Annotated in this window: 27 protein-coding genes, 4 pseudogenes and 2 other annotated features (1 of these 33 only partly in view); of the genes and pseudogenes, 1 reads left to right on the forward strand and 30 read right to left on the reverse strand. The window is 62.2% G+C overall.

The window, feature by feature from the left end:
- Positions 1 to 67: 67 nt before the first annotated feature.
- From ilvE to OMP40_RS33755, 26 genes and pseudogenes are all read right to left on the reverse strand, one after another.
- Complete coding sequence (gene ilvE / locus OMP40_RS33640; RefSeq protein WP_277537806.1) at positions 68 to 949, reverse strand: branched-chain-amino-acid transaminase; 882 nt, start codon at positions 947 to 949, stop codon at positions 68 to 70.
- A gap of 23 nt (positions 950 to 972) precedes the next feature.
- Positions 973 to 1,869: a prephenate dehydratase gene (pheA, locus tag OMP40_RS33645; protein WP_277537807.1), complete on the reverse strand. Its 897-nt coding sequence runs from the start codon at positions 1,867 to 1,869 to the stop codon at positions 973 to 975.
- Positions 1,866 to 2,876, reverse strand: a complete 1,011-nt coding sequence (thrB, locus tag OMP40_RS33650; protein ID WP_277537809.1) for a homoserine kinase — start codon at positions 2,874 to 2,876, stop codon at positions 1,866 to 1,868. The genes pheA and thrB overlap by 4 nt, the downstream gene beginning before the upstream one ends.
- 45 nt (positions 2,877 to 2,921) lie before the next feature.
- Positions 2,922 to 4,208, reverse strand: coding sequence for a homoserine dehydrogenase (locus OMP40_RS33655; protein ID WP_277537811.1), 1,287 nt, complete (start codon positions 4,206 to 4,208; stop codon positions 2,922 to 2,924).
- Positions 4,209 to 4,264: 56 nt separating this feature from the next.
- On the reverse strand, positions 4,265 to 4,702 hold the full coding sequence (locus tag OMP40_RS33660; RefSeq protein ID WP_277537813.1) for an ACT domain-containing protein: 438 nt from the start codon (positions 4,700 to 4,702) through the stop codon (positions 4,265 to 4,267).
- Between the two features lie 170 nt (positions 4,703 to 4,872).
- On the reverse strand, positions 4,873 to 6,216 hold the full coding sequence (gene obgE / locus OMP40_RS33665) for a GTPase ObgE (RefSeq protein WP_277537814.1): 1,344 nt from the start codon (positions 6,214 to 6,216) through the stop codon (positions 4,873 to 4,875).
- Positions 6,217 to 6,268: 52 nt separating this feature from the next.
- Positions 6,269 to 7,045: a Spo0B domain-containing protein gene (locus OMP40_RS33670; RefSeq protein WP_277537817.1), complete on the reverse strand. Its 777-nt coding sequence runs from the start codon at positions 7,043 to 7,045 to the stop codon at positions 6,269 to 6,271.
- A gap of 120 nt (positions 7,046 to 7,165) precedes the next feature.
- Positions 7,166 to 7,474, reverse strand: coding sequence for a 50S ribosomal protein L27 (gene rpmA, locus OMP40_RS33675; protein WP_090115598.1), 309 nt, complete (start codon positions 7,472 to 7,474; stop codon positions 7,166 to 7,168).
- Positions 7,475 to 7,499: 25 nt separating this feature from the next.
- Positions 7,500 to 7,817, reverse strand: a complete 318-nt coding sequence (locus OMP40_RS33680) for a ribosomal-processing cysteine protease Prp (protein ID WP_277537821.1) — start codon at positions 7,815 to 7,817, stop codon at positions 7,500 to 7,502.
- Between the two features lie 10 nt (positions 7,818 to 7,827).
- Positions 7,828 to 8,139, reverse strand: a complete 312-nt coding sequence (rplU, locus tag OMP40_RS33685) for a 50S ribosomal protein L21 (protein WP_090115596.1) — start codon at positions 8,137 to 8,139, stop codon at positions 7,828 to 7,830.
- A 12-nt stretch (positions 8,140 to 8,151) separates the two neighbouring features.
- Positions 8,152 to 8,234 (reverse strand) — a sequence feature (ribosomal protein L21 leader region).
- A gap of 77 nt (positions 8,235 to 8,311) precedes the next feature.
- Positions 8,312 to 9,547 (reverse strand): Rne/Rng family ribonuclease, encoded by a 1,236-nt coding sequence (locus tag OMP40_RS33690; protein ID WP_277537823.1) that lies wholly within the window; start codon positions 9,545 to 9,547, stop codon positions 8,312 to 8,314.
- Positions 9,548 to 9,626: 79 nt separating this feature from the next.
- Positions 9,627 to 10,448, reverse strand: coding sequence for a M50 family metallopeptidase (locus tag OMP40_RS33695; protein ID WP_277538201.1), 822 nt, complete (start codon positions 10,446 to 10,448; stop codon positions 9,627 to 9,629).
- Positions 10,449 to 10,496: 48 nt separating this feature from the next.
- Positions 10,497 to 11,702: a M23 family metallopeptidase gene (locus OMP40_RS33700; protein ID WP_277537825.1), complete on the reverse strand. Its 1,206-nt coding sequence runs from the start codon at positions 11,700 to 11,702 to the stop codon at positions 10,497 to 10,499.
- 141 nt (positions 11,703 to 11,843) lie between these two features.
- Entirely contained in the window at positions 11,844 to 12,491 is a 648-nt protein-coding gene (locus OMP40_RS40815) for an FtsW/RodA/SpoVE family cell cycle protein (protein ID WP_338131311.1), read from the reverse strand.
- Positions 12,391 to 12,993, reverse strand: coding sequence for an FtsW/RodA/SpoVE family cell cycle protein (locus OMP40_RS40820; protein ID WP_338131312.1), 603 nt, complete (start codon positions 12,991 to 12,993; stop codon positions 12,391 to 12,393). Before OMP40_RS40820 ends, OMP40_RS40815 begins: the two co-directional genes overlap by 101 nt.
- 6 nt (positions 12,994 to 12,999) lie before the next feature.
- A complete protein-coding gene (gene minD / locus OMP40_RS33710) occupies positions 13,000 to 13,794 on the reverse strand; it encodes a septum site-determining protein MinD (RefSeq protein ID WP_217596187.1) in 795 nt (264 codons plus the stop codon).
- A 4-nt stretch (positions 13,795 to 13,798) separates the two neighbouring features.
- Complete coding sequence (locus OMP40_RS33715) at positions 13,799 to 14,461, reverse strand: septum site-determining protein MinC (RefSeq protein WP_277537828.1); 663 nt, start codon at positions 14,459 to 14,461, stop codon at positions 13,799 to 13,801.
- 193 nt (positions 14,462 to 14,654) lie between these two features.
- A pseudogene (locus OMP40_RS42695) lies at positions 14,655 to 14,879 on the reverse strand (hypothetical protein); the annotation flags it as partial.
- Positions 14,788 to 15,087, reverse strand: a complete 300-nt coding sequence (locus tag OMP40_RS33720) for a hypothetical protein (protein WP_277537830.1) — start codon at positions 15,085 to 15,087, stop codon at positions 14,788 to 14,790. The pseudogene OMP40_RS42695 and the gene OMP40_RS33720, both read right to left, overlap by 92 nt.
- Positions 15,084 to 15,707, reverse strand: a complete 624-nt coding sequence (gene mreC, locus OMP40_RS33725; protein WP_338131353.1) for a rod shape-determining protein MreC — start codon at positions 15,705 to 15,707, stop codon at positions 15,084 to 15,086. Before mreC ends, OMP40_RS33720 begins: the two co-directional genes overlap by 4 nt.
- Positions 15,628 to 15,957, reverse strand: a complete 330-nt coding sequence (locus OMP40_RS33730; RefSeq protein ID WP_277537831.1) for a hypothetical protein — start codon at positions 15,955 to 15,957, stop codon at positions 15,628 to 15,630. The genes mreC and OMP40_RS33730 overlap by 80 nt, the downstream gene beginning before the upstream one ends.
- Positions 15,958 to 15,996: 39 nt before the next feature.
- A pseudogene (locus OMP40_RS33735) lies at positions 15,997 to 17,023 on the reverse strand (rod shape-determining protein).
- A gap of 39 nt (positions 17,024 to 17,062) precedes the next feature.
- Positions 17,063 to 17,753, reverse strand: a pseudogene (gene radC, locus OMP40_RS33740) (RadC family protein).
- Between the two features lie 133 nt (positions 17,754 to 17,886).
- Positions 17,887 to 18,498, reverse strand: coding sequence for a Maf family protein (locus OMP40_RS33745; RefSeq protein WP_277537832.1), 612 nt, complete (start codon positions 18,496 to 18,498; stop codon positions 17,887 to 17,889).
- Between the two features lie 50 nt (positions 18,499 to 18,548).
- Positions 18,549 to 18,791: a DUF4321 domain-containing protein gene (locus OMP40_RS33750; RefSeq protein ID WP_217596194.1), complete on the reverse strand. Its 243-nt coding sequence runs from the start codon at positions 18,789 to 18,791 to the stop codon at positions 18,549 to 18,551.
- 5 nt (positions 18,792 to 18,796) lie between these two features.
- Positions 18,797 to 19,861, reverse strand: coding sequence for an SPOR domain-containing protein (locus OMP40_RS33755; RefSeq protein ID WP_277537834.1), 1,065 nt, complete (start codon positions 19,859 to 19,861; stop codon positions 18,797 to 18,799).
- Positions 19,862 to 20,183: 322 nt separating this feature from the next.
- Here OMP40_RS33755 and OMP40_RS33760 point away from each other — a divergent pair, with 322 nt between their 5' ends.
- Complete coding sequence (locus OMP40_RS33760) at positions 20,184 to 20,378, forward strand: hypothetical protein (RefSeq protein ID WP_277537837.1); 195 nt, start codon at positions 20,184 to 20,186, stop codon at positions 20,376 to 20,378.
- 85 nt (positions 20,379 to 20,463) lie between these two features.
- Here the strand turns inward: OMP40_RS33760 and OMP40_RS33765 are convergent, their stop codons facing one another.
- The 4 genes and pseudogenes from OMP40_RS33765 to OMP40_RS33780 form a co-directional block, all read right to left on the reverse strand.
- On the reverse strand, positions 20,464 to 20,739 hold the full coding sequence (locus OMP40_RS33765; RefSeq protein WP_277537839.1) for a hypothetical protein: 276 nt from the start codon (positions 20,737 to 20,739) through the stop codon (positions 20,464 to 20,466).
- Positions 20,740 to 21,272: 533 nt separating this feature from the next.
- Positions 21,273 to 22,661: a UDP-N-acetylmuramate--L-alanine ligase gene (gene murC, locus OMP40_RS33770; protein ID WP_277537841.1), complete on the reverse strand. Its 1,389-nt coding sequence runs from the start codon at positions 22,659 to 22,661 to the stop codon at positions 21,273 to 21,275.
- Between the two features lie 7 nt (positions 22,662 to 22,668).
- A pseudogene (locus OMP40_RS33775) lies at positions 22,669 to 24,100 on the reverse strand (bifunctional folylpolyglutamate synthase/dihydrofolate synthase).
- Between the two features lie 17 nt (positions 24,101 to 24,117).
- The gene (locus tag OMP40_RS33780; RefSeq protein WP_277537842.1) at positions 24,118 to 26,769 is read right to left on the reverse strand and encodes a valine--tRNA ligase; all 2,652 of its coding nucleotides are present in this window, start codon (positions 26,767 to 26,769) and stop codon (positions 24,118 to 24,120) included.
- Positions 26,770 to 26,908: 139 nt separating this feature from the next.
- Positions 26,909 to 26,924 (reverse strand) — a binding site (T-box leader); it runs 231 nt beyond the window's last position.

Genomic DNA, 26,924 nt, shown 5'->3' on the forward strand with positions numbered 1-26,924 from the left:
CATCAAGCCAGCCCTTCAAAAAATAAAGACGGCCGCCCGCAATGCGAGCGCCGTCCGAGGATGCAGCTTATTGGTAAACCTTGACGCCTTCGACCGTAACGATCTTGCGAAATTCGTCCAGCAGCCGGCTCGTCAGAGGTCCTGCGCGGCCTTCGCCGATGATGCGTCCGTCCACCTCGCGAACGGCGATGACTTCGGCGGCGGTGCCGGTGAAAAACACCTCGTCGGCCGTATAAACGTCATGCAGCGTGAACGGCTCCTCCCTGAGCGGGATTCCGAGCTTCGCGCACAGATCGATGATGGCGCCTCGCGTGATGCCCTCTAGCGCGCCGATATAGCAAGGCGGCGTAAAGACGACGCCTCTTTTGATGATGAAGATATTGTCGCTCGAGCCCTCGGCCACGTAGCCCTGCGAGTTGAGCATGATCGCTTCGCCGACGCCCGCCAGATTCGCCTGGATTTTCACCAGGATGTTGTTCAAGTAATTCAGCGACTTGATCTTCGGATTGAGCGCGTCCGGCAGATTGCGGCGCGGGCTGACGGATACCGAGCGCAAGCCGTCCCGGTAAGCCTCCTCCGGATAGATCGCGAGCTGCTCCACGATGATGACGACATAAGCTTCGGGGCAGCGGAGCGGATCGAGTCCGAGATTGCCGGGGCCGCGGGAAACGATGAGCCTGATGTAGCCGTCGCGCAGGCCGTTGCGGCGGATCGTCTCGCGGAGCGCGTCTTCCATCTGCGTCAAGCTAAGCGGGATGCTCAGCATGATCGACTTGGCCGAATCATAGAGGCGATCGAGGTGCTCCCGGCATCTGAAGATGTTCCCGTCGTAGATGCGAATGCCTTCGAAGATGCCGTCCCCGTACAAAAATCCGTGATCGTACACGGAGATTTTGGCGTCTTCCTTTTTCACATATTGCCCGTTCAAATAAATCCATTGCTCAGACATGCCTCGGGACACCTCCGGTAATGTTAACCTTCGAATGGGAAACTGGGATAAGAGCCGAGAATCCGCACCTGGCAGCCGATCGCCTCGATCTCCGCGATGGCCGCGGGCAGCAGCACGGTGTCGAGCGACATTTCGATATCGATCCAGAAGTAGTAGCTGCCGAGCTTCTTCTTCGTCGGGCGCGACTCGATGCGCGACAGGTTGATCTTCCGCCACGAAAACGCCGCTAGCACCTGGTGCAGCGCGCCCGGATAATCCTCGGGCAGCGTGATGAGAATGCTCGTCTTGTGCTTCGGCGCGGCAGCCGCTTCGTATACGCGATGACCGACGAGCAGAAAACGCGTGTAGTTGTTGTCGTGGTCGGTAACGGACTCCTGCAGGATATCCAGCCCGTAATCCGCCGCGGCCGTGCGGGTGCCGATCGCGGCCCAACCTTGCCCCGGGTTGTCGTGAACGGTGCGGATCGCCTCGGCCGTGCTCGAGAGCGTCTCAAGCTCCGCGTGCGGGATGTGCGCCCGGATGAATTCGTAGCATTGCGCCATCGCTACCGGATGGCTGAAAATTTTGACGATCTTGGCCGAATCCCAGACTCTCGCAGCAATACGGTCTCCGGAATCGTTCAAAGCCAGCTCGCCAAGACGGCCGACCAGATTCTGCACGGCGGGGAAAACCCACTCCGCGCGGATGGGCAGCTCGACTTCGTGCACGAGCCAATCCGTATGGAGGCTGACGGAGCCGTCGATCGTATTTTCGATCGGGATGACGCTCCAGTCCGTAGCGCCGCCCGCCGTAGACTTGAAGACGTCCGCGATCATTTTATGGTAGCGAAGCTCGACCTCGCGGTCGCGAAAAAAGTAGCGGGCCGCCTCGTCGGAAAACGTCCCCTTCGGGAGCACCGCCGCACTTGGTACGCGAATCAAAGCCGCACCTCCGTTCCTGTCCGGGCAGGCAGCAGGGCGTCCGGCGCAGCGCCCGAGTCCGCGTCCCCGGCTCGAAGCAGCCGGACCGACGGGCCGTACAGATCGGGCTGAAGCCAGCGAAGCTCCGCCCGGACGCCGGCCTCCGCGAGCGCCTCGCGCACGAAGGCTTCGAGTCCCGGGCCGTCGGCGCCCGCTTCGGCGAGCGCGAGCAGCGTAGGTCCCGCGCCCGACAGCACCGCGCCGAGCGCCCCGTGCTCCGGCGCCTCGCGCAGCACGCGCGCCATGCCCGGTATGAGCGGCGCCCGGTAAGGCTGGTGCAGCTTGTCCCGCAGCGCATGCCGCAGCACGTCCAGCCTGCCCGTAGCGAGAGCCGCCGTCAGCAGCGAGCTGTGCGTCACGTTGAACACGGCGTCTTCCCGCGTCACCTGCGCAGGCAGCACGCCGCGAGCGGACTTGGTCGCGAGCTCGAAGTCCGGGATGGCCGCGAGAATTCGCAGCGCTTCGGGCGGATCGAAGCGAACCGCTTCGGCCCGCTGTCCGTCCCATGCCGCGGCGACGATCCCGCCGTAGATCGATGCGCCCACGTTGTCCGGATGCCGTTCGAGGGCGGTCGCCATCTGGAACAGCTCGTCGAGGGACAGCGGATCGCCGATCAATGCGTTGGCCGCGACGAGCGCGCCGACGATCGCCGACGCGCTGCTGCCAAGTCCGCGCGTCAGCGGAATGTCGCTGCGGATGCCGATCGCGAGCTCGGGCAGCTCCACCCCGGCTTTTGCGAAAACCGATTGCGCGACTTCGTAGATCAAATTGCTCTTGTCCCGCGCGACGCCTTCGAGATGATCCCCGTGCAGCGTCACGACCGTCCGCTCCGCCGGGGCCAGATCGATCCAAGCGTAAATCGACAGCGCCATGCCCAGGCTGTCGAAGCCCGGGCCCAGATTCGCGGTGCTGGCGGGTACGCGGACGACGACGCGGTCGGCCGCGGGACGTGTTGCCTTATCCGTCATTGTGCTTCTTACCCCTCTTTCGGATTCGCTGCCTCAGCCGCAGGATCAGCCCTCGACGCGGTAGACGCTTTTGATCGTCTTGACCGCAGGCAGCTCCTCGAACGCCTTCTGGACGGCATTCATCGAAGCCTTGTCTGCCGCATGCGTGGAAATGATCAACTGCGCGCCCTGCTGGTCCGGCGTGGCGGGCTGCATGACGGATTCGATGCTGACGTCGTACTTCGAGAACACCTGGGCGATCTGCATCAATACGCCCGCACGGTCTTCGACATGCAGCAGCATGAAATACTTCGAAGCGATCTGTTCGTCGGTTTTCAGCTTCTTCTCTTTGTAGGAAAGGGACGACTGACGGCCGTTGACGCCGAGCTTCATATTTTTGACGACCGCCACGAGGTCGGCCACGATGGACGTCGCCGTCGGCATCTCGCCTGCGCCCGGTCCGTAGAACATCGTCTCGCCGACCGCTTCGCCGTGCACGTATACGGCGTTGAACACGCCGTTAACGGAGGCGATCGGATGGCTGCGGCGCACGAGCGTCGGCTGCACGCTCACGCTGATATAGTCGTCCTGCCGCTCGGCGATGCCGAGCAGCTTGATCTCGCAGCCCAGCTGGTGCGCGTAGCGGATATCCTCCTGCGTGACGGCGCTGATGCCCCGCACGTCCACGTCTTCCAGCGCCACGTTCGCGCGGAAGCCCAGCGTCGACAAGATCGTCATCTTGCGCGCAGCGTCGAGGCCTTCGACGTCGGACGTCGGATCCGCCTCCGCATAGCCAAGCGCCTGCGCTTCCTTCAAAACGTCCTGATAGTCGGCGCCCTCCTGGCTCATCTTCGTCAGGATATAGTTGGTCGTCCCGTTGACGATGCCCATGATCTTCGTGATCCGGTCCGAAGAAAAACCTTCGATAAGCGTGCGGATGATCGGGATGCCGCCGGCCACGCTGGCCTCGTAAAAGACGTCGCATCCCTTCTCCTTGGCCTTGGCCAAAATCTCCTGGCCATGCAGCGCCATGAGGTCTTTGTTCGCGGTGACGATATGCTTGCCCCGCTCGAGCGCCTCGAGCAGCAGCTCCTTCGTGGCGCCTACCCCGCCCATCACTTCGACGATGATGTCGATCTCTTCGTCGCGCACGAGCTCCCAAGGATCCTCGGTGAGCTTCGACGCATCGACGACCACGCTGCGCGACTTCGATGCATCCTTGACCAGAATCTTCGCGATCTCGATCGGCGAAGCGACCTGGCTCTGCAGATCCGCCTGATGACCCTCCACGATCCGGACGACGCCGGTCCCTACGGTGCCCAATCCCATCAATCCAACTTTTACCGGCTTCATAGCTTTTCTCCTCCGCTTCATGCTCTGCATGCCTTCATTGCGCCCGATCGCTTCCGTCAGCTGCGTCCGACGATCGACGCCCGCCGGACGCCGTCCAGCGCCTTCAGCCGCTCGACCAGCTCGCCGATGCCGCCCGTCATTTGCGCCGCGTCGATCGTGACGACGACGTTCGCCAGGCCCTGCAGCGGAATGGACTGCGTGATCGTAAGCACGTTGCCTCCGCTGTCCGCGAGCAGCGCCAGCATTCTGGACAGAATGCCCGAGCGATGCTCCAGATCGATCGAGAGCGTCGCGATCGACGCTCTCGCCGCCTGATCGAGCGCATATACGCCGTCTTTGTACTTGTAAAAGGCGCTGCGGCTTATGCCCGCGCGCTCGGCTGCCTCGCCCACCGTCGCCGCTTCGCCGCGCCGCAGCATCGCCTTCGCTTGTTCGGCCTTGCGCATGCCGTCTGGCAGCAGATCCTCGCGCACCGCGTAATATTGCTCCGCCATCCCCGTCCTCCTAGGAAAGACGCATGTTTGTGTATAGTGGACATTATATCCGATCGACCACTTGCCGGCAATAGTTGAATGGCATTAAAAAAGAGCCTTATCTCCGCGCCGCGAATGCCGGCTGGCGATAAGGCTCCGTGCCGGGCGCTGCTCGAAGGGCCGCCAAGCGCTTATTCTTCTTCGTACAAGTACTCTTGCTCGCCGCCTTCGAAAAACTCGAACTCGAAGTCGCCGATTCGAATGGTGCTGCCATTCTTGGCGCCGCGCTTGCGCAGATCGGCGTCAAGCCCGATCTTGCGCATGATGCGAGCGAAACGCATGACCGCCTCGTACGAGCCGAACTGCGTCCGCCTCAGCAGCCGTTCGATCGATTCGCCCTCGACGACGAACGCCTCGTTATCCCGGGAGATCGTATAATCGTGCACTTCCTCGCGATGCTCCAGCCGGTATACGACGCCTTCGGCCTCTTCGGCTTCTCTTGCCTCTTGCGCGGCCAATTCGGCCGGATCCGGCGCGGACGCCAGCACCTCGGCCGTCTTGTACAGCAGCTCCGGCACGCCGGCTCGCGTGAGCGACGAGATCGGGAAAACTTCGATGTCCGAGCGGACTTCCGCGAGCTTGTCCTTGAACGCCGTCAGGTTGTCTTCGGATTCGGGCATATCCATCTTGTTCGCAGCGACGATCTGCGGACGCTCGGTCAGCTTCAAGTTATAGAGCTTGAGCTCCTCGTTGATCTTGACCCAGTCTTCGAACGGATCGCGCCCTTCGAGACCGGACATATCCACGACATGCACGATGACGCGCGTCCGCTCCACGTGGCGAAGAAACTCGTGGCCGAGCCCGACGCCGGCGTGCGCGCCCTCGATCAGACCGGGCAGATCCGCCATGACGAAGCTGCGGTCGTCGCCGAGCTCGACGACGCCGAGGTTCGGCGTCAGCGTCGTGAAGTGGTAGGCGCCGATCTTCGGCCGCGCCCCGGAGACGACCGACAACAGCGTGGACTTGCCGACGCTCGGAAATCCGACGAGGCCGACGTCCGCCATCACCTTCAGCTCCAGCGTCACCCAGCGCTCCTGTCCCTCTTCGCCGTTCTCGGCGACGGCCGGTGCGGTGTTGACGGAGCTCTTGAAGCGCGTATTGCCGCGGCCGCCGCGGCCGCCCTTCGCGATGACGACCGCCTGGCCGTGCTGCGTCAGGTCGGCCACCATCTCGCCCGTATCGTCGTCGAAGACGACCGTGCCCGGAGGCACGCGCACGATCATGTCCTCCGCGTTGGCGCCGTGCTGGGACTTGTTGCGCCCTTTTTCTCCCCTGGTAGCCTTGAAGTGCTTCTGATACCTGAAGTCCATGAGCGTGCGAAGCCCCTCGTCGACCTGGAACACGACGTCGCCGCCGTCCCCGCCGTCGCCGCCCGCCGGACCGCCTTCGGGCACGTACAGTTCCCTGCGGAACGCGACGAGCCCGTCGCCGCCGTCCCCGCCTTTGACGTATATTTTCGCCTTGTCTACAAACATGTTGTGATCACTCTCGTTTCCGCTTCGATGAGCAGGCAATCTGATAATGCAATCATTCGAACGGCACGACGACCGTCAGCTTGCGGGCGCCGTCTTCCCCATCCCCGTCTTCCGATTCGGTCAACCGCGCCCCGTCCGGCAGCGTCCGGGCGACGTCCTCGCGCAGACTGCTCCAGGCGGACCAGCCGCCTTCGTACGACGCCTCGATCCGCAGCTCGCCGCGATGCTCCGAAAAGACGATCCGGAGCTTGTTCTCTTCCGCCGTGGCCGCCGAGGCGCGGACCCGATAGGCATTGATCGTGCCGATCGCGGCCCGGGAGACGCGCTCCGGCCCAGCCGACGAGACGCAGGACGCCTGCAGATTCTCGTCTACGCGCGCATCGAGCGTCAATGTGTCGCAGAACGTCCGGAAGGAGAGCAGATAAGCGGACAGCTCCGGGCTGCCCAGCCGCGATATGCGGCTGTCGCGCTCCATCTCTTCTTTTATTCTGTCCACGACGGCGATCGCCTTATCGATTTTTTGCATGCGCAGGTAGCCGTACAGAATCTGCAGCTCGTTCATCCAGTCGTGACGATGATGGCTGAGCGTGCCGACGAGGTCTTGGCGAGACTTGACGATGTCGCGCGAAGCGCGCTCCAGGAGCCTGGCCGTGTCCCGCTTGCAGGCACGCCGTTCGATGATTGCCGCGATTAAGGCTGCGGCGACCGCCCACACGAGAAACAGCGCGATCGGCCACACCCGATCTCGCCACGCCACGACCGCGCCAGCCGGGATCAGGAGCGTCGCAGAAGCAAGCATTAAGCCGTAGGCTTTTTGTCTAGGCATCATTACTTTTCCCCGCTTTGGATACAGCCGACGCAGGCTGCCTTGTAGATGGCAGAAGCCCCATTCGTGCCCGCCGACGCAAAAACCCCGGCCACTACGCGCGGCCGGGGTTCTGGATGTCGATTATTCAAGTGCGGCGGCGACTGGCGCCACCGGAGCCGGATAGACGCTAACTTTCTTGCGATCGCGTCCCCAGCGCTCGAACTTCACGACGCCTTCGACAAGTGCGAACAGCGTATCGTCCTTGCCGATGCCGACGTTGTTGCCCGGGTGAATCTTCGTGCCGCGTTGGCGAACGAGGATCGTGCCGCCGGTAACGGCTTGGCCGTCGGCGCGCTTGGCGCCCAGACGCTTCGATTGGCTATCGCGTCCGTTCTTCGTGGAACCTACGCCCTTCTTCGAAGCGAAGAGCTGAAGATTGAGCTTCAACATGGTGTCAACCTCCTTCTGTGCTTAATTATTGCTTGAGCCGAACGTGCTTCGCATAAGCCTCCGCGATGTCCTCCAGCGCGACGACCATCCCCTCCAGCAAAAGCTGGACGCGATCGGATTCGACGCCCTCGGGCGGCATGTCCGCGGAGAGAAAGCCCGACTTCACCTTTGCCTTCGGCACGATGCCGGTCAGGCGCTCGATGGCGTTGACCGCGCCGACCGTGACGGCCGACACGCCCGCGCATACGATATCCTTACCCGGATCGTCGTATCCCGCGTGCCCGGATACTTCGAAGGACTCGATCCGCTGCCGCTCGTCGCGGCGAATGTCGATCTTGATCATCCTGCGCCTCTTAAGCCTGGATGCTCTCGATCGTCACCTTGGTGTACGGTTGGCGATGGCCTTGCTTCTTGCGCTCGTTCTTCTTCGGTTTATAGTGGAAGACGATGATCTTCTCGCCCTTGACGTGCTTCTCTACCTTGCCCGTCACGCTAGCGCCGGACAGAAGCGGAGCTCCGGTAACGAAGCCCTTGTCGCTGGATACGGCCAGAACCTTGTCAAACGTCACGCTGTCGCCTTCGCCTGCGGAGAGCTTCTCCACGAAGATGACGTCGCCGGCTTGAACCTTGTATTGCTTGCCGCCAGTCTCGATAATCGCGTACATGTGTGCACCTCCCTCATGTCTAAGACTCGCCTCATGGGGTGCCGGCCGCGAACGTCCGGTCTTCGCTACCCTTTGGAGTGCGGTTGTAGCTTGCAATTGACAGGAGCCCATTGCACGCACTAGAGTATTCTATCACACGCGGCCGCCCGTGGCAACACGTTTGCTTCGAGCATCACCTTACGTACGTTCTGCCCGTTCCTTTGCAGGCGATGCACGTCTCGTAAAAGTAGCTCATCAGATCCGCGCGCGTTTTTTTTCTCGTAATCTCCAGCAAGCCGAGCCTCGTCCACCCGACGACCTGGCATTTGGTCCGGTCTTGCCGCATCGTCTCCTCGATCCGCTCGACCACCCGTCTGCGGTGTTCGTCGTCCGTCATGTCGATGAAATCCACGACGACGATGCCGCCGATGTCGCGAAGACGGAGCAGCCTGGCGATCTCGGCCGCCGCTTCGAGATTCGTCTGAAAAACCGTCTCTTCGAGATCGGTCGCCCCCGTATACTTGCCCGTGTTGACGTCGACGACGGTCAACGCCTCCGTATGGTCGAACACCAGATAGCCGCCGCTCCGCAGCGCCACGCGCCGCTGGAAAGCCCGGTCGATCTGCGACTTGATCCCGAAATGCTCGTAAAGCGGCGCGGATTCGGCATGCAGCTTGACGCGTTTTTCCAGGTGCGGCGCAGTCTGCTGCAGATAAGCGCGCGCATCCCGGAAAGCGCGCTCGTCGTCGACGATCAGCGCTTCCATATCGGGCTTGAATACGTCCCTTACCGTGCGCTGCACGAGACCGAAGTCCCGATGGAGCTCCGCGGGCGCCTCGGCCGCCGCGCCGCGCTCAGAGATATGGCGCCATACGTTGCGCAGCCCTTCGAGGTCCCGCGCGAGCGACTCCCGCGACTCGCCTTCGGCGCTGGTCCGCAAAATGAGCCCTTCTCCGGCTTCCCGCAGCTCCTCGGCCAGTCCCTTGAGCCTGGCGCGCTCTTGTTCCTGTTCGATTTTCTTGGATACGCCGACGTAATCGGCGTGGGGCATATAAACAAGGCAGCGTCCGGGCAGCGAATAGTGCGTCGTGATCCGCGCGCCTTTGCCGCCGAGCGGCTCCTTCATAATCTGGACGATGCGCCGGTCGCCCGGCTTCAGCAGCTCGGCGATGGACGGCTTCGTCTTGGGCTGCCGGTCCAGGTGCGGGTGAAGAACGTCGTCCACGTACAGGAAGGCGTTTTTGGGTAGCCCGATGTCGACGAACGCCGCCTGCATGCCGGGCAGGACGTTGACGACGCGCCCCAAATAAATGTTCCCGACCAAGGAGGTGCCCTCCGAACGCTCGACGCTGAATTCGGTCAGCACGCCGTCTTCGAGAAGCGAGGACTGAGTCACGTTGCGCGTGCAGTGAACGAAGAGCTGCTTCATGCCAACCTCCTGGGCGAACGGTCTCGCTGTCCGGAGCGATCGCTGTCCGGGCCGCGTAATTTAGCCGTTTTAACCCATTCTACATGAAAAAGCGAAAATCCGCATTCCCTTCCGCCAAGCTGCCCAAAAAGCCGTCGATGACCTGTCCTTCGGGCAAAACGCGCGAAATCTTCCCGTGATCCATCATGTAAACGAGGTGGTAGCGCTCTTTCATAAGCAAGCGGACGACGTGCGACAGCTGCCGGTGACGCGACACGACGATGGGCTGCGCCAGCGTCCCCGTCTCGATCCGGCTCGCGGATCGCTCCGCCCTCCGGACGAGAAAACGCAGAAAGACGAACGGCAGATTGCGCATGTACGTCCAATTGGAGGCAAACAAAAACAAGCCGATCGCGAGTAAATTGAGGTGAACGAGCCCGCCGTAGAGCGGCGGAGACAAAGCGCCGAGCACGACGGCAGCACTGAACAGCAGGCTGATGCGGGCGGACCAAACGAGCGTGCGATGATAGGGGAAATGCAGGCAAAACCAGCATTGCAGCAGCCTGCCGCCGTCGAGCGGAAGCACGGGCAGGAGGTTGAAGGCGGCGATCAAGCCGCTCGCTCTGGCAAAATCCTCGGCCCAAGCCTGATCGATCAGACCGGCCTGGCCAAGCCCCCAAGCCGCCAGCGACAGCAGCGCGTTGTACGCCGGGCCCGCGGCCGCGACGAGCGCTTCTTCGCGCGCCGGCACGGAGCCGGCTTCTTCCGTCTCGACGACGCCGCCGAATGGGAGCAGCTTCACCTCGCGGATTTTCCACCCGAAGCGAAGCGCGGTCCATAAATGGGCAAGCTCGTGCAGCAGCACGATAAAAAAAAGCGCGATCATCTCCTGGAAGCGGCCGGTGAGGACGGAGAGCAGCATGAGAAGCACGAAGAGGGGGGTGGAACCTGAAGGCGATGCCCCCCGAGTTTAATCAAAAGGAATCACTTCCTGCGGATCGAGCGAACGGTCCCCGAGGCGAATCGCGAAATAAAGAGAGCTGCCGCTCGCTCCGTCTGCCGCCGGCCCGAGCACGCCGAGTTTGCCGCCCGCTTCGACCCAATCGTCCGCCCGCACCGAAGTCGCGCTGACGCCCCCGTAGACGGTCACGATCCGTCCGGCGTGCTGTACGAGGACGGTCGCGTCTCCCTGGGAAGAAAGCGTGACCTGGATGACGCGTCCGCTGTGAACGGCGCTCACCGCGCTGCCCGGAGCCGCCTCGATCCTTACGCCGGTGCCGTTTTGCTTGTACGTCTCCGCGATCCGGCCCTGAACGGGCGCGACCGTCTGCTGGCCGTCCCACTCCGCGGTCACTTCCTCGACGTCGCCGGCGCCGCGGCGGAACACGGGCAGGAACGACGGCGAATCTCCGAACATGCGGCCGTACCAGGCTTCGGCGGCGGAGAAATCCATGTCCTGCGTCACCGCCACCGTCATCCACGCTTCGGCATCCCCGCTGCCCGGCAGCTCCCATTTCAGCCAGCCCCATGCCGCGCCGTAGAGCAGAAGAGCGACCGCTGCGCGCATGACGAATCCCCGCCTCAGGCGCGCTAGCAGCCCGCGATTATCGAATCCTCCTCCGGGCGGCCGGCGTCCCGCGTCCGAACCGGGCGATTCGTTGTACCAGGGCGCGATCGGCGCGCCGCCTCCGTAAAGGCTCGTACCGCCCGATGTTTGGCCGGCCGTGCCGCTAAGTCCTCCCGAGGTTCCGCTCATTACGCCGCCCGCAGGACGCCTTGACTCCCTGCCGTCGCCATTCCCTTTGGACGCGCCGGCGATTCCGCCGGCGGCGGAGGCGCTGACGGCATCGCGCTCGTCCCGAACGCCGGTGAGGGCGTTCGGCAGATCGCCGAGCGTCTTCTCCACGCCCCGGCTCAGACTGCCGATCGGTCCGATATCCCGAGCTGAACCGTCGCGCTCCCCGCGCCGCCTCGTCTTCACGATCGGATGCCAGGCGGCGCTCATCCGGAGCTGGCGTTGCCGCTCCTTCCACCACAGCTCGGGATCGGCCTCCAGCTCCTCCGGCGAATACGGCCTGTACGCGTACGGCGCCGACGGCGCGCCGCCTCCGGGGCCCGCGTCCCCCGCGGCGCTGCCCGTCCGCCACGTATCCCGCTTGTCCGATTTCTTCGCCATGCCGAGCCCTCCTTGTCCTCTACTTCTAACACCTTATGGCTGTAGGACAAGGAATAGACCTCATAGACCTCCGCGTACGCAAACAGCCGTCCCCGCGTCTTGGAAGAAGACGCGACGGGACGGCTGAACGGCAAAGCATATTTAATCTTCGAGCGTGTATTTCTCCTGATGCGCCCTGATGCTGAACACGAGTCCGATGGACAGCATGTTGAGCAATAGCGAGGTGCCGCCATAGCTGACGAACGGCAGCGTGATGCCGGTGAGCGGCATCAGGCCGATCATCATCCCGACATTTTGGAAAATCTGGAACACGAGCATCGAAGCGATGCCGATAATGATGAACGAGCCTTTAATGTCGATGCACTGGTAAGCGATGATGATCATCCTGTATATGAAAACGAAATACAGGAGGAGCAGCACCGCCGCGCCCTGGAAGCCGAATTCTTCCCCGACGACGACGAAGATCGAATCCGAGTACGTGTAGGGGATGAACTTGCGATTTTTGGACTCGCCCTGCATGTATCCGTCCCCGGCCAGTCCGCCGGATCCGATCGCGATCTTGGCGTATTCGGTCTGGCGCTTCGCGTCCGCGGACGCTTCATCCGGATGGATGTACGTGTTGATCCGTTGGTACCAGTGGCCTTTGTTGTGGTCTTCCAGGTAGGTCTTGATCTCTTGATTGTACGAATTAAACAGCGTGTAAAATAGCAAAATTCCGCCTACGACGGCGGCAAGACCGATGAGGACGTACGAATAACGCACGTTGCCGATCCATAACATGCCGAGCACGATAAATACGTAGATGGTTGCGTTGCCGAGATCCGGCTGAATCATGACGAGCAAAAAAAGGAACGAACGAGACCGCCGCGATCAACAGCACGTCCTTGCGCATCGATAAAGGGTCGCCCTGCCTGCGTCCCATGAGCCAAGCAACGGTGATAATAAGGAAAATCTTAACAACTTCTGCAGGCTGGAACTGAATGTTGCCCGGCAGCTCGAACCAGCTCTTGGCACCGTTGACCGGAGTCGCGAACAGGTAGACGGCGACAAGCAGCGCAAGTCCGAGACCGTACCAAACATACCAGGTCTTCAGCAGCAGCCTGTAATTGAACAACGTCGTCAGCAAAATGAGCACGAACCCGATACAGTAAAAGATGAGCTGCTGCATCGGCTTGCCGGAATATCCGGCATCCATACTCGTCGCGCTGCGCACGAGCAGCGCGCTGATCGCCATGAAGCCGAACAGGCACAGCAGCATGATCAGATCGATTTTTTTAAGACGGTTAAGCAATTCAGATCAACCCATTCCGAGAAACTTGCGCATGCGCCGCAGCACGCCGGATTTTTCTTCCAGGTGCATCAGCGGCACGGTCTCGCCGAGAATGCGGCGCGCGACGTTGCGGTAGGCCATCGCGGCGCGGGAGTTCGGATTCATGACGGTCGGCTCGCCCTGGTTCGCCGCCTTGATGACATCCTCGTCGTCCGGCACGATGCCGATCAGATCGATCGCCAGCACCTGGATTATATCGTCGACCTCGAGCATGTCCCCGCTCTTCAGCAGATTCGGACGAATCCGGTTGATGATGAGCTTGGGCTGCGAAATATTCGTTTTTTCGAGCAGGCCGATGACCCGGTCGGCGTCCCGGACGGCCGCGTTTTCAGGCGTCGTCACGACGATGGCATGATCGGCGCCGGCGATCGCATTGCGGAAGCCCTGCTCGATCCCGGCCGGACAATCGATAATGACATAGTCGAAATCGGGCTTCAGCTCTTCCACGATCTTGCGAACCTGGTCGGGCGAAATGTCGTTTTTGTCTTTCGTCTGCGCGGCCGGCAGCATGTACAGCTCGTCGAAGCGCTTGTCCTTCACGAGCGCCTGGTTCAGGCGGCATCGCCCCTCGGCCACGTCGATCAGATCGTAAATGATCCGGTTTTCGAGACCCATCACGACGTCCAGATTGCGCAGACCGATATCGGTATCGATCATGCACACCTTTTTGCCCATGAGCGCCAGGGCCGTGCCGACGTTCGCGGAGGTCGTCGTCTTGCCGACGCCGCCCTTGCCCGATGTCACGACTATCGCTTCACCCATCGTTCTACACTCCTTTGGCCTGCAAGGCTCGATTGCGGATATGGTGCAGATGCGCCACCTTGTCGATTTGCATGGCGCCGTCCTTTAAATAAGCGTATTCCATCCACGATTCGCCCCTGGCCCATTCGTCGGGCGGCCGGCTGATCACCTCGGCGATGCGAAGCTGCGTCGGCTTCATGAGCGACGCCGCGATGATCGCCTCCGAATGACCGGCGCAACCGGCGTGAGCCACGCCTCGAAGCGCGCCCATTATATAAATATCTCCCGTACTCCGGACCGCCCCGCCGGGATTGACGTCCCCTAGCAGCAGCAAATGCCCTTCGTGCTCGAGCGTCTGCCCGGAGCGGACGATGCCGGTGACCGTCTCGACCTTATAGGCGCTATAGTCGGCCGGTCCGACGGGAAGCGGATCGCTCTCGATCGATTGAACGACGAAATTGCCCTGCTTGCGAATAATCGAGCGAATGCGCTCTTTGTCTTCCTCGGGAAGCTGACGGGCTCCAAGCTTGATCTGGATATGCACGATCGGCCCCGCCAGCTGCTGCTCGTGCTTTTCCAGCTTGGCTTCGAGTTCCTGGATCAGCGCTTCGAGCTCGCAGGCGTCGTCGAGCAGAAATACGAGTCCGTCCTTGATTCCTTTGATCGTCACTAGCGATTTGACATTCACGGCTCGTCCCTCCTACTGCTAACCAATTCGGGCAGGGAAGCCCGAATTCCTGCATGGCTGCTCCGCTCCGTCGCCGGCGCGAAGGTTTTAGTTGCCTTCGGCTTGCCTCCGATTGCGATACGACTTGCCGGATCAGGTAGCGTCGCGAAGGCAAGTACAGCGCCAAGGCGACCAGCATGTGCAGCAGCAGCGTCGGCAGCACCTGCCAGTAGAAGACGAAGCTGGCGCTTAAGTGCGTGAGCGAGAACAGCTTGTACACGAAATAGACGAGCATGTCGAGCAAACCGCCGCCCGCGCCGGTCAATAGCAGGACGAAGGCCAGCGTGCTAAGCTTGCGCTCGAAGGCGAGCCCGATCAAATATCCGAACAGGGCCATGCCGAAAGCGTACGCGCCGATCATATGGCCGTAAAACAGCATATCCTCGAGCAACCCGAACCCGAGTCCGAACAAAAAAAGCGCGATGCCGGCCGCCCAGCAGCGCGACGAAAACCGTCATGACGAACGGAAGATGCAGCAGCAGCCGGCCGCTCCATGCGGCAGGCACGAGCCAGGGCAGCACCGAGGTCTGGATCAGCAGCAGGACGAGCGTAGCCACGATGGCCCGGTTCATTCGGATCTTCGTCATGGCTTATCCGGATCCGGCGTCATGACGACGAATACTTCGTACAGATGATCGAACTTGGCGGCCGGCTGGATCGTCGCCGTATGCGTGAGGCCGAAGTCGCCGACCTGATTGGACAGCACCTTGCCGATGACCAGGCCCTTGGGCAATACGCCGCCCATGCCGGACGTAACGACGGTATCGCCCTCGGCCACGTTCGCGTTTTCGTCGATTTTGCTCATGCGCATGACGCCGTTTTCCTTGTCGTAGTCGACGATGCCGAATACTTGCTGTTCCTTGCCCGATACGGTCGCGGAGATCTGGAGCGTGTCCGGGGCCGCGGAGTCCAGCTCGGTGATCGGCATGACGGTCGACGTGAACTCGGACACCTTGCTGACCAGACCGACGAGTCCGTCCACGGTGACGACCGCCATTCCGGCTTTGACCCCGTCGTGTGCGCCCTGATCGATCTTGATCGTCTTGTCGTACGGATTGGAGCCGCTTGCGATCACCTGTGCGATTACCTGCTTATAATTGAATAATTGCTCTTGCCGCTGCTTGAACTCAAGCTCTTTTTTTGTAACGCTCGTTCTCGCTCGCGATCCGGTTGTAGCGGATCTGATCCTGCGTGTACATGGCGACAGTGCGGCGCAGCTCTTCGTTCTCCTTGTAGACGTCGGAAAGCCGGCCGAGGTCGCGGAAGAAGCCCGCGACCGCTCCGACCGGCCGGTACAACGCGCTTTGCACCGTCCCGAACGCGTCGTTGACGAAGCGTTCGGGCCACGTCAAGCCGCTGCGGCGCAAGGTGAACCCCATGACGGCGATAAATAGGATCAAGCCGATCATGAGAATGAATAAACGTTTGGTTCCGAATAATTTAAAAATAACGATCACCTGCTTCTGACATGCCGCCGAACGGCGGTACCCGGCGCATTAACGCCCGCGAGAAGAGCCCTTGGACTTGAACAGATGGATATTTTCGAGCGCCCTGCCGGTGCCGATCGCCACGCAATCGAGCGGATTCTCGGCGACGATGACCGGCATGCCGGTCTCTCTTGCGAGCAGCTTGTCCAGATTGCGAAGCAGGCCGCCGCCGCCCGTCAGCACGATGCCGCGGTCCATGATGTCCGCGGACAGCTCGGGCGGGCACTTCTCGAGCGTCACCTTGACGGCGTCGACGATCGCGTTCACCGTATCGGCCAGCGCTTCGGTGATCTCGTCGGACGTGATGGCGAGCGTCTTCGGCAGACCGCTGACCAGGTCGCGGCCGCGAATCTCGATCGACTCCATCTTGTCGAGCGGCAGCGCCGAACCGATCTCCATCTTGAGCTGTTCGCTCGTGCGCTCGCCGATCATCAGATTGTAGAGACGCTTGATGTACTGCATGATCGACTCGTCCATCTCGTCGCCCGCCACGCGGATCGAGCGGCTGGTGACGATGCCGCCGAGCGAGATGACCGCGACCTCGGTCGTGCCGCCGCCGATATCGACGACCATGCTGCCTGTCGGCTCCCAGACGGGCAGGTCCGCGCCGATCGCCGCCGCGAACGGCTCTTCGATCGTGACGGCGTCGCGCGCGCCGGCTTGCTTGGCGGCGTCTTCGACCGCGCGCTTCTCGACGGCGGTGATGCCGGAAGGCACGCAGATCATCACGTTGGGATGGCGCGAAGGGAAGGAGCGCTGCTTCTGGGCGCGGTTCAAAAAAGTACTTGATCATCGTAGCGGTCGTGTCGAAGTCGGCGATGACGCCGTCCTTCATCGGACGGATGGCGCGAATATTGCCGGGGGTCCGTCCGATCATTTTTTTGGCGGCTTCGCCGACGGCCTCGATCTTCTTTGTATCGGTACGAAGGGCGACCACGGAGGGCTCCCTGACGACGATGCCTTTGCCTTTGACGTATACGAGCGTGTTAGCTGTGCCCAGGTCGATACCCAGGTCTCGTGTAAATCCTCCGAACATGCTTTGTAACCTCCTGTTGGGACAATCCTGTATATTATATTACAAGGAGCCCAGCTCCTTCAAACTAACAAAGCGATTGTCACCGATTACCAAATGATCGAGCAATTCGATGCCGACCAGCTGGCCGGCCTCGGCGAGCCTCCGGGTAAGCGCGATGTCTTCCGCGCTCGGCGTCGGATCTCCGCTAGGATGGTTGTGGGCGCAGATGATGGAGGCGCTACTGCGGCGGATGGCCGCCCGGAATACTTCGCGCGGATGTACGATGGCCGCGCTCAGGGAACCGACGGAGAGCGTGTCCATGGCGATGACCTGGTTTTTCGTATCGAGAAACAGGCAAACGAAGCGCTCCTCGCGCAAATGCCGCATTTCCTCCATCACAAGCTCGGAGGCGTCCTGGGGACGCTGGATGCGCGGCATCTCGGGGGAGCTTCGCGCGGGCCATTCGTCTGCCCAGCTCGATCGAAGCCTGCAGCTCGACCGCCTTGGCGGGACCGATGCCTTTGATATGTATAAGCTCGTCCCAGGCGCGCTCGGCCAGTCTGCGGAGTCCGCCGCATTCGTTCAATATTCGCTGCGCGAGGTGAATCGCGGACTCGTTTTTCGTGCCCGTGCGAAGTAGAATGGCCAGCAGCTCGGCATGGCTGAGGGCGGCGGCGCCCCGGCTTCGCATCCGCTCGCGCGGCCTTTCGTCTTCCGGCATTTCCCTTAACGTATAAACGCGTTGCTCCATATCGATCGTTCCCTCTTCCCTATCGACCGCATCGGCTGCGGATATCGGCTCAAGGTCTTCCGGCGGGACGCTACCCCGCGGCCTGGTCGCGGCCGTCGTGCGTCGTCCGTGCGAAATCCCTCATCCGATCCGGTCAGGGAAGCTGAAGACCGAACTCGCCGAGCTGCGAAGCGAGCAGGGAAACCGGCAATCCGACGACGGTGAAAAAGTCGCCTTCGATCCGGTCGACGAGCATCGCGCCGATCTCCTGAATGCCGTAAGCGCCGGCCTTGTCCATTGGCTCGCCCGAATCGACGTAACGGGCGATCTGGTCCTCCGTCAGCGCCCGCATGAACACGCGCGTGACGCTGTGAGACACGACGGCGCGGCCGGACGACGCCTCGATGCAGCAGAGGCCCGTGAACACTTCGTGTCCGCGGCCCGCAAGCCGCGTCAGCATCGCTATCGCATCCCCGCGATCCTTCGGCTTGCCGAGGACGTCCCCGTCCAGCACGACGATGGTATCGCTGCCCACGACGATCGCCCCCGGCGTGCGCGCGGCCCTGTCCAGCACGGCTTCAGCCTTGCGGCGGGCAAGCGCTTCGACGATGCGCGCGGGACTCCAGCCTTCAGGCGTATCCTCGTCGGCATGGCTGGGCATGATCTCGACGGGCAAGCCGAGCAAACCGATCAACTGCTGCCTGCGCGGCGACGTCGATGCGAGTACGAGCGTGGCGCTCGTTTTCGTCGATACGCTTTGGGTCATAGCGGCAATCTCCCTTTCGACTTCTTTTAACTTTGCCCTGCGGGCGTTGGCTACATTTTCCGGTAAATCCAGATCGCCGCCGCGATGCCGACCATACTGAGCAGGCTCACGTTCAGCGAAATATTGATGTTGTAAACGAGAACGAGCAAATCGGCGGAAGGGGACCAGTGCACCTTCACCGTCCGCGTGAGGAAATCGAGTCCGGGGACGCGCTTCAGCCAATCCGCGACAAGCGCGCCGGCCAGCATGCCGAGGAATACGAATAAAATCAATATCCAGCCGTTTTTCTTCACGCTATCTACGTCTCCCGCCATTTTTTGACACTTGCTTCATTATTATACGTGGCTGCGGCGGCACGCACAATGGACAACGCAAAGACAGCCCCTTGGTCGGGGCTGCAGGCACGCGCGACGCCGGATGCCGCGGCGTCGATAGGTCTTGAGGGCCAGCGATCCCGCGATCTGAAGAAAGGACGCCTCAGTCCCCGTCCTCGCCGAGTTCTTCCCGAAGCCGGCGCGCGGTCAACGCCGCCTTCATCGTCGGGGCCTGCACGGCCCGCAAGCGGGCGGCGGAAGGTTCCTTGCCGTATGCGGTCCACTGCTCGAGGGCCGCTTGAAGCTGGGCGGCAACGGCTTGCGCAGGCTCGCCGCGGCTGCCGGACCACGCGGCCATGTCCGTTAGGGTCGCTATCCAGCGCTTCGATGCGGCTTGCATGTCTGCGTCGGACTGCGCCCCCGGCGGCTGCGTCCCGCCTTCGGCCAACAGCTCGGCCGAAGTCCCGGCGAGCAAGCGGCCGAGCGCGTCGCTTTCCTCTAGAAACGCAGCCCACGATACCGCCGCAGGCGTCTTCAGGGAGCGAGAGCGCAGGATTGTCCAGCGCCTTCGCGTACAGTTCCTCGTCCGTCAGCGCAGCGGCCAGTTTTTCCGCTTCGGCTTTGCCGGCTGCGATCCCCGCATATACGCGGTACCCGTCAGTCGTATCCGTCGCGGCCGCGATGCCCTGGCTCGTCAGCGCTTGTACGGCTTCGTCCATGCTGGCCTCGCTCTGAAAGACGCCGTACTGCAGCAGATAGCTGACCGAGGCCGGCACCTCGGCATCGCCCGAGGCGCTTGCCGCCTTGTCCGGCGCTGCCGTCGCGGTCGCATCGTCCGGCTTGCCCGTTCCCTGCCCGGACGCCGCCGGATCCGCCTTCGCGCCTTCCGAAGCCGCCGCGCCCGATGCGACAGGCTTTAATCCGGCGGTTGCCGGATCGGCGGCGCTGCCTGTGGGCAGGATCGGTTCGCCCGTGAACAGCGCCAGTACGATATACCCGAAAATAGCGCCTGTGACGATCGCGGCCGCCACCGAAGCGAAGATGCGCATCCACGACGGTCCGCCTCGATATCTCCGGATTCCCCCCGTCTTCGATCCAATGCCCGTCCTCGTTCACAAACGGGTCTGCATCTGCAGGCAGCATGCCGGCGCCTGACGCCGCGCTTGGATGATGAGGCTCGTAACGTTCATGAACATCGTAAGACGGATCGACCTGTTGCCTGCGGGAATCCGCCGCCATGCCTCCAAGGTCTGCGTATGGAAATTCGCGCGGCGGCGACTGGGTTGAAGCGGGCTTGCGAAAACCGGCCACGCGCCCGGACGTCAAGGTGTGCGCGCGGCCCGAGCTCGGCGGGAGATCCCCTTTGGTCTTATGGCCGCGCTCGCGATCGGCGCCGCGGATCATTTGCTCCAGGGCTTCGACGTCGTCTTCATACGGCCCCGGTCTTGCATCGCGCGCGGACGATCCGCCCTGCGCCGGCGAACGGCCCGGTTGATCGCCGAACGGCATCGTACCGTGATGATGCGTGTCCGGCCGAAGCACGCTGCGGGACGTGGGCGCGTCTGATGGCTTGTTGCCCCGGGAGGCGTGGCTTGTCGGCCGTTCTTCCGTCCGGCCGACGGTCTCCGCCAAGGCAGCTTGCGCGCGCGCGTCAAGCCTCGGAGTGGGGGGAAGGACTGCCTTGCCCGATATGCGCGCCCTTGCCGGGCAGGCGATATCCGCTGCCGGCGGTCGGCGTCTGCCTGCCCGCCTGCGCCGAAAAGCCGCGCGGCTGGAATCCGCGGACGGTCGGCTCCGCAAGGGCTGCGTTCGCGTCTCCTTGCCCCGATGCTTGCGGTGAAGTATGTGATTGTTCGACGCTATCGTTTCGCACTTCCCGCGGAAGGTTGCCTTCAAATTTAAAGGTCATTTTGGAAGGTGGCTGCATCTTGGCTTCTCTCCCTGCTGCTTCGTCTATTAATCCTAGTCTATGAACGAATGAGAGAGAATATGATCGACGCTATGCAGCCTGCGGCCTCAACGCGCAAGCCGTAACGGGGACTTCTTGCGACATGCGAATCGGTCGGCGGGGCAAAGGAGTTCTATCGGGGGAGTTCTAGCGACATGCGAAACGGTCGGCGGGGCAAAGTAGTCCTATCGGGGACTTCTTGCGACACGTGAATCGGTCGACGAAGCAAATTAGTTCTAACGAGGACTTCTTGCGACATGCGTATCGGTCGGCGGGGCGAAGGAGTTCTATCTGGGACTTCTTGCGACATGCGTATCGGTCGGCGGGGCAAAGTAGTCCTATCGAGGACTTCTAGCGACATGCGAAACGGTCGGCGGGGCAAAGTAGTTCAATCGGGGTAGGCGCATCGGTCAGTCGGTCAAAGCAGCTTCAATGGTGACGACTTGCGTCCTGCCGGCGTGCAGGCGCACCAAAAAAGCGCAACGGGGCGAGCCCGCTGCGCTTCGATCATGCTATTGCTTCCCCGCTCGCTCCCGAAGGATGCGGGACAATTCGTCGGCCGACTTCCAGATGTCGCCTGCACCCATCGTCAAGACGAGATCGCCGGGCTTCACCCGCTCGGCGAGCAGGTCGCGGACCTGCTCGCGCGTCGGCACGTGCGTAACGTTGGCATTGCTGTTCTCGGCGATCAACTGGACGAGGCGCGAAGACGTCACGCCTTCGATGCGCTTCTCGCCGGCCGGCGAGTAGATATCGGTAATATATACCTCGTCCGCCTCGGCGAATGCCCGGCTGAACGCGTCCAGCAGAAAGTAGGTACGCGTGTACCGCTGCGGCTGAAATACAGCCAAAATGCGTTTGCCCGTCGCCTTGGCCGCCAAGATCGTCGCCTGAATCTCGGTCGGATGATGCGCGTAATCGTCGATGACGAGGATGTCGTTCACGTCTCCAAGCACCTGGAACCGTCGCTTCGCGCCCCTGAACTCGACGATCGACGACGCGATGCGTTCGAAGGGCACGCCAGCGTGCAGGCAAACGACGATCGTCGCGAGCGCGTTGTAGACGTTGTGCAGGCCGGGGACTGAGAGACGCACGCGGCCGAGCGACGCTCCGCTCTTGACGACTTCGAAGGCGGCCTGGCGGTCGCCGAGTTCGATGGAGACCGCCTTGTAGTCCGCTTCGCCTTCGATGCCGAAGGTGATCACGCTCGTCCCCGACACCTGGGGCAACAGTTCCCTTACATTGGCGTCGTCGACGCAGACGACCGCGCACCCGTCGGGGCGAACCTGCTTAAGGAATTGTACGTAAGCGGCCTTGAGCTTGCCGAAGTCGCCGTCGTAGTTCTCGAGATGGTCCGCTTCGATGTTCGTGACGACCGCTACCGCGGGCTCGTATTGAAGGAACGAGCCGTCGCTCTCGTCCGCCTCGGCCACGACGTGCTCGCCTTTGCCCGCCTTCGCGTTCGTGCCGACGTTCACGATCTCCCCCCCGATGATATACGTGGGATCGAGGCCGGACAGCTCCATGACGAGCGCGATCATGGACGAGGTCGTCGTCTTGCCGTGCGCGCCGGCCACCGCGATGCCGGTCCGGCTGTTGAGCAGCCTCGCCAGCATCTGCGCGCGGTGAAGCGTGGGAATATTCAGGCTCTCCGCCTCCACGCGCTCGACGTTATCCCGCGCGAGCGCCGTCGAGTATACGACCAAATTCGCGCCTCGAACGTTGCGCGGCTCATGCCCGATGTAGATCTCGGCCCCTTTGCTGGCCAGTTTGTCCGTCAATTCCTGCCGGGCGACGTCCGACCCGGTCACATGATAGCCCATCTCCAGCATCACTCTGGCAATGGCGCTCATCCCGTAGCCGCCGATGCCGATAAAATGTACGTGTTCAGCCGTTGCCAACGACGCTTCACCAGCCTTTGTCAGAAGTCTTGCGTTCGAGCAGCCACGAACGGACGTCCGCGATCAAATAAAGCGTGCCCGTCACGAGCGTCAACGTATTTTCCTCGGGTTCGGCGGCCGCGAGGGATTGTATTTTTTCGAGCGCTTTGCGCCAATCCGGTTCGACGATGACGGCTGCCGCGCCGCCCGTATCCCGCCCCGCACGCCGGGCGACATCCGCCAGCGCTTCAGCCCCCATCTTGCGATGATGGTCCGGTTCCGTAACGACAAGCGTACTCACCATTGGTAGTATATGCCTTAAGGCGTCTTCATGATTCTTGTTGGGCATCATGGCGAGCAGCACGTTGAGCTTGTCGCGCGGATAGCCCTGCCGCAGCGCCTCCGCGAGCGCGGCCATGCCTTCGGGATTGTGCGCGCCGTCCAGCAAAATTCGCGGCTCGTCGCTGACCAGCTCGAGCCTGCCCGGCCACGCCGCCCGGCGCAGACCTTCCCTCAGGTCTTCCTCGTCCACGATCAGCGCGTAATACGTCCGAAGGACGTCGATCGCCATGATCGCGGCGGCGGCATTGGTCTGCTGGTGCGGACCGGCCAAGCCGATCCGGACGTCCTCGAGCCCTCTGAACAAATTCCGAAAATCGAACGATTGCGCATCTTCCTGCGCGCCGCGGTTCTCATAGGAAAATTGCTCGCCTAGCCGATAAAGCGTCGCTTTGCGCGCGGCTGCGGTCTCTTTGACGATCGCGGCGGCTTCCGGCTGCTCGACGGTCGATACGACCGGGACGCCGGCTTTGACGATGCCCGCCTTTTCGCGCGCGATTTCCTCAATGGTATCGCCCAGCAGATCCATATGATCGTGCCCGACGTTCGTGATGACGCTGATGACCGGCGTGACGACGTTCGTCACGTCGAGACGCCCGCCCAGCCCCGTTTCCCAAACGACATAATCCGGAAATGCAACGGTCGCGTAATACAAAATCGCCATGGCCGTCGTCAGCTCGAAGGCCGTCAGCGGTCCCCATTCGGAATCCGCCAGTTCGTCCGAGAGCGGCTTCAGCCTGTTCGCGAGAGAGACGATCGCTTCCTCCGGCATCGCTTCGCCGTTGTAATCGATTCGGTCCGCGAACGAAGTCAAATAGGGCGACGTGAACAAGCCGACGTCGTAGCCGCTCTTGCGCAGCACGGAAGCCAGCATGGCGCATACGGAGCCCTTGCCGTTCGTGCCTGCCACATGGATGAACCGGAGCCGGCGGTGCGGGTAATTCAGCTTTTCCAAAAAGGAGCTCCATCCGCTCGAGGCCCGGCTTGATGCCGACGACCGGCGCGAGACCGGAGATCCAGCCGACCGCCTCGGCCGCGGTACGGAAGGATGCTTCGGGGCCTTGGCCGGCGGATGTCAGGTCATGAGCGTTCTGGGATGACGCGTCTTGCGAAGTTGTCATGCCTGCGTTCGCCTCCATCAGTTTTTAAGCTCTTCGATCCGGGCGAGCACCTTGTCGCGCTTGTCGCGATAGTCGGCGCCCTTCGCGCGCTCCTGCTCGACGACATGGGCAGGCGCCTTGGCGATATACCCTTCGTTCGCCAGCTTTTTCTCCACGCGCTCGACTTCGGCGCTCAGCGATGCGAGCTCCTTGGTCAGACGCGCGATCTCCTGGCCGATATCGATCAGGCCGGCGATCGGCAAGTATAGCTCGACGCCCGTCACGATGGCGGTCATCGCCTTCTCCGGCGCCGAGAGACCGGCGTCCAGCGTAAGGCTCGACGTGTTGCAGAAGCGGCGGAGATACTCCTCGTTGCGCTTCAGTATGCCCGCGGACGCTTCCGTCGTCGGCTTCGCGAGCAGCTCGACCTTTTTGCCCGGCGTAACGCCGACTTCGGCGCGCACGTTGCGCACGGCGCGGATCGCGTCCATGAGCAGTCCCATCTCCGCGACCGCGTCTGGCGCATCGAACGCGGCGTCATAGGTCGGCCAGGCCGCCAGCGTGATCGTCTCTCCGGCTTCGTGCGGCAGATGCTGCCAGATCTCTTCCGACAAATAAGGCATGAACGGATGCAGCAGGCGCAGCGTACGGTCCAGCACGTAGGCGATGACCGACTGCGTGCTCGCCTTCGACGCCGCGTCTTCCCCGTAGAGCGTGAGCTTGGCGAACTCGATATACCAGTCGCACAGATCGTCCCAAATGAAGTTGTACAGCAGCCGTCCCGTCTCGCCGAATTCGTACGTTTCCATGAGCCGGGTCACGTCGCGCGCCGTCTCGTGGAACCGGTGCAAAATCCAGCGGTCCGCGGTAGACAGGCTGCCGGCCAGATCGATATCGTCCGCCTTGAAGCCCTCGAGGTTCATCAAGGCGAAGCGCGAAGCGTTCCAGATCTTGTTGGCGAAGTTGCGCGCCTGCTCGACCTTCTCCCAGCGGAACCGAAGATCCTGCCCCGGCGTGTTGCCCGTGGACAGCATGTAGCGCATCGCGTCCGCGCCGTACTTCTCGATGACCTCGAACGGATCGACGCCGTTGCCGAGCGACTTGGACATCTTGCGTCCTTCGGCGTCGCGCACGAGACCGTGGATGAGCACATCCTTGAACGGCGACGCTCCCGTGAACTCCAGCGCGGTGAAAATCATCCGGGCGACCCAGAAATAGATGATGTCGTAGCCCGTGACGAGCACGTCCGTCGGATAGTAACGCTTGAGGTCCTCGGTGCTGTCCGGCCAGCCGAGCGTGGAGAACGGCCAAAGCGCCGAGCTGAACCATGTATCCAGCACGTCTTCGTCCTGCACCCAGCCTTCGCCTTCCGGCGCTTCCGTCCCGACGTAGATCTCGTCCGTACCTTCCCTATACCACGCCGGTATGCGGTGTCCCCACCAGAGCTGGCGGGAGATGCACCAGTCGCGCACGTTCTCGATCCAGTGCAAATAGATTTTCTCGAAGCGGTCCGGCACGAAATTGACGCCCTTGCCGGACCGCTGCGCGCCTATCGCGGCTTCGGCGAGCGGCTTCATGGAGACGAACCACTGCGTCGAAAGATACGGCTCCACGACGGCGCCGCTGCGCTCGCTGTGCCCGACCTGGTGAACGTGATCCTCGATGCGGATCAGGACGCCTTGCTCCTGCAGGTCCTTGACGATCGCCTTGCGGCAATCGGAGCGGTCCATGCCCTCGTACGGGCCGGCTTGATCGTTCATCCGGCCGCTCTCGTCCATGACGATGATCTGCGGCAGATCGTGGCGGGCGCCGACCTCGAAGTCGTTCGGGTCGTGCGCCGGCGTGATCTTGACGGCCCCGCTGCCGAAGTCTTTGTCGACGTACTCGTCGCCGATGACCGGAATCTCGCGGCCGACGACCGGGAGCCGGAGCGTCTTGCCGATCAGGTGCTTGTAGCGCTCGTCTTCGGGATGCACGGCGACCGCCGTATCGCCCAGCATCGTCTCGGGACGCGTCGTCGCGACCGTCAGATAGCCGCTGCCGTCCGATAGCGGATACTGCAGATGGTAGAGATGCCCGTTCACTTCTTTGTATTCGACTTCGATGTCGGAGAGCGCGGTCTTGGCCGCCGGATCCCAATTGATGATACGCTTGCCGCGGTAGATCAGGCCTTTGTCGTAGAGGCGCTTGAACACCTCGCGGACCGCCTTGGACAAGCCTTCGTCGAGCGTGAACCGCTCGCGGGAGTAATCGAGGCTGAGCCCCATCTTCGACCATTGCTTGCGGATCGAACCCGCGTACTGCTCTTTCCAGTCCCAGACGCGCTCGAGGAACTTCTCCCGTCCGAGATCGTAACGGGACAGGCCTTCTTCGCGAAGCTTGCTCTCGACCTTGGTCTGCGTGGCGATGCCCGCGTGGTCCGTGCCCGGCACCCACAGCGCGTCAAAGCCCTGCATCCGCTTGAAGCGGATCAGGATGTCCTGAAGCGTCAGGTCGAGCGCATGGCCGATATGCAGCATGCCCGTCACGTTGGGCGGCGGGATGACAATCGTGTATTTGGGCGCGTCGGGCCTCAGTCCGGCTTTGAAATAACCGCCCGCGAGCCAGGCGTCGTACCATTTTTGCTCGGCGCCGGTCGGGTCGTACGTGGTGGGCAGTTCAAGGGGTTTGCTTTGATTGATGTCGCTCATAGAATTCACAACCTCCAGGGACGTAGATCGGACGATTGGCGATCGGCATGCAGCACGCCTGCTGTCTGCCGGGCCGGAACGGCGCGCGAAGCGCGCTCGGTCGGGGCGAGACCCCGAAAAAAAGCAAAAACCTCCCGCCGCAAAGGACGAAAGGT

It is taken from the genome of Cohnella rhizosphaerae, assembly GCF_029525575.1.
GTDB lineage: Bacteria > Bacillota > Bacilli > Paenibacillales > Paenibacillaceae > Cohnella > Cohnella rhizosphaerae.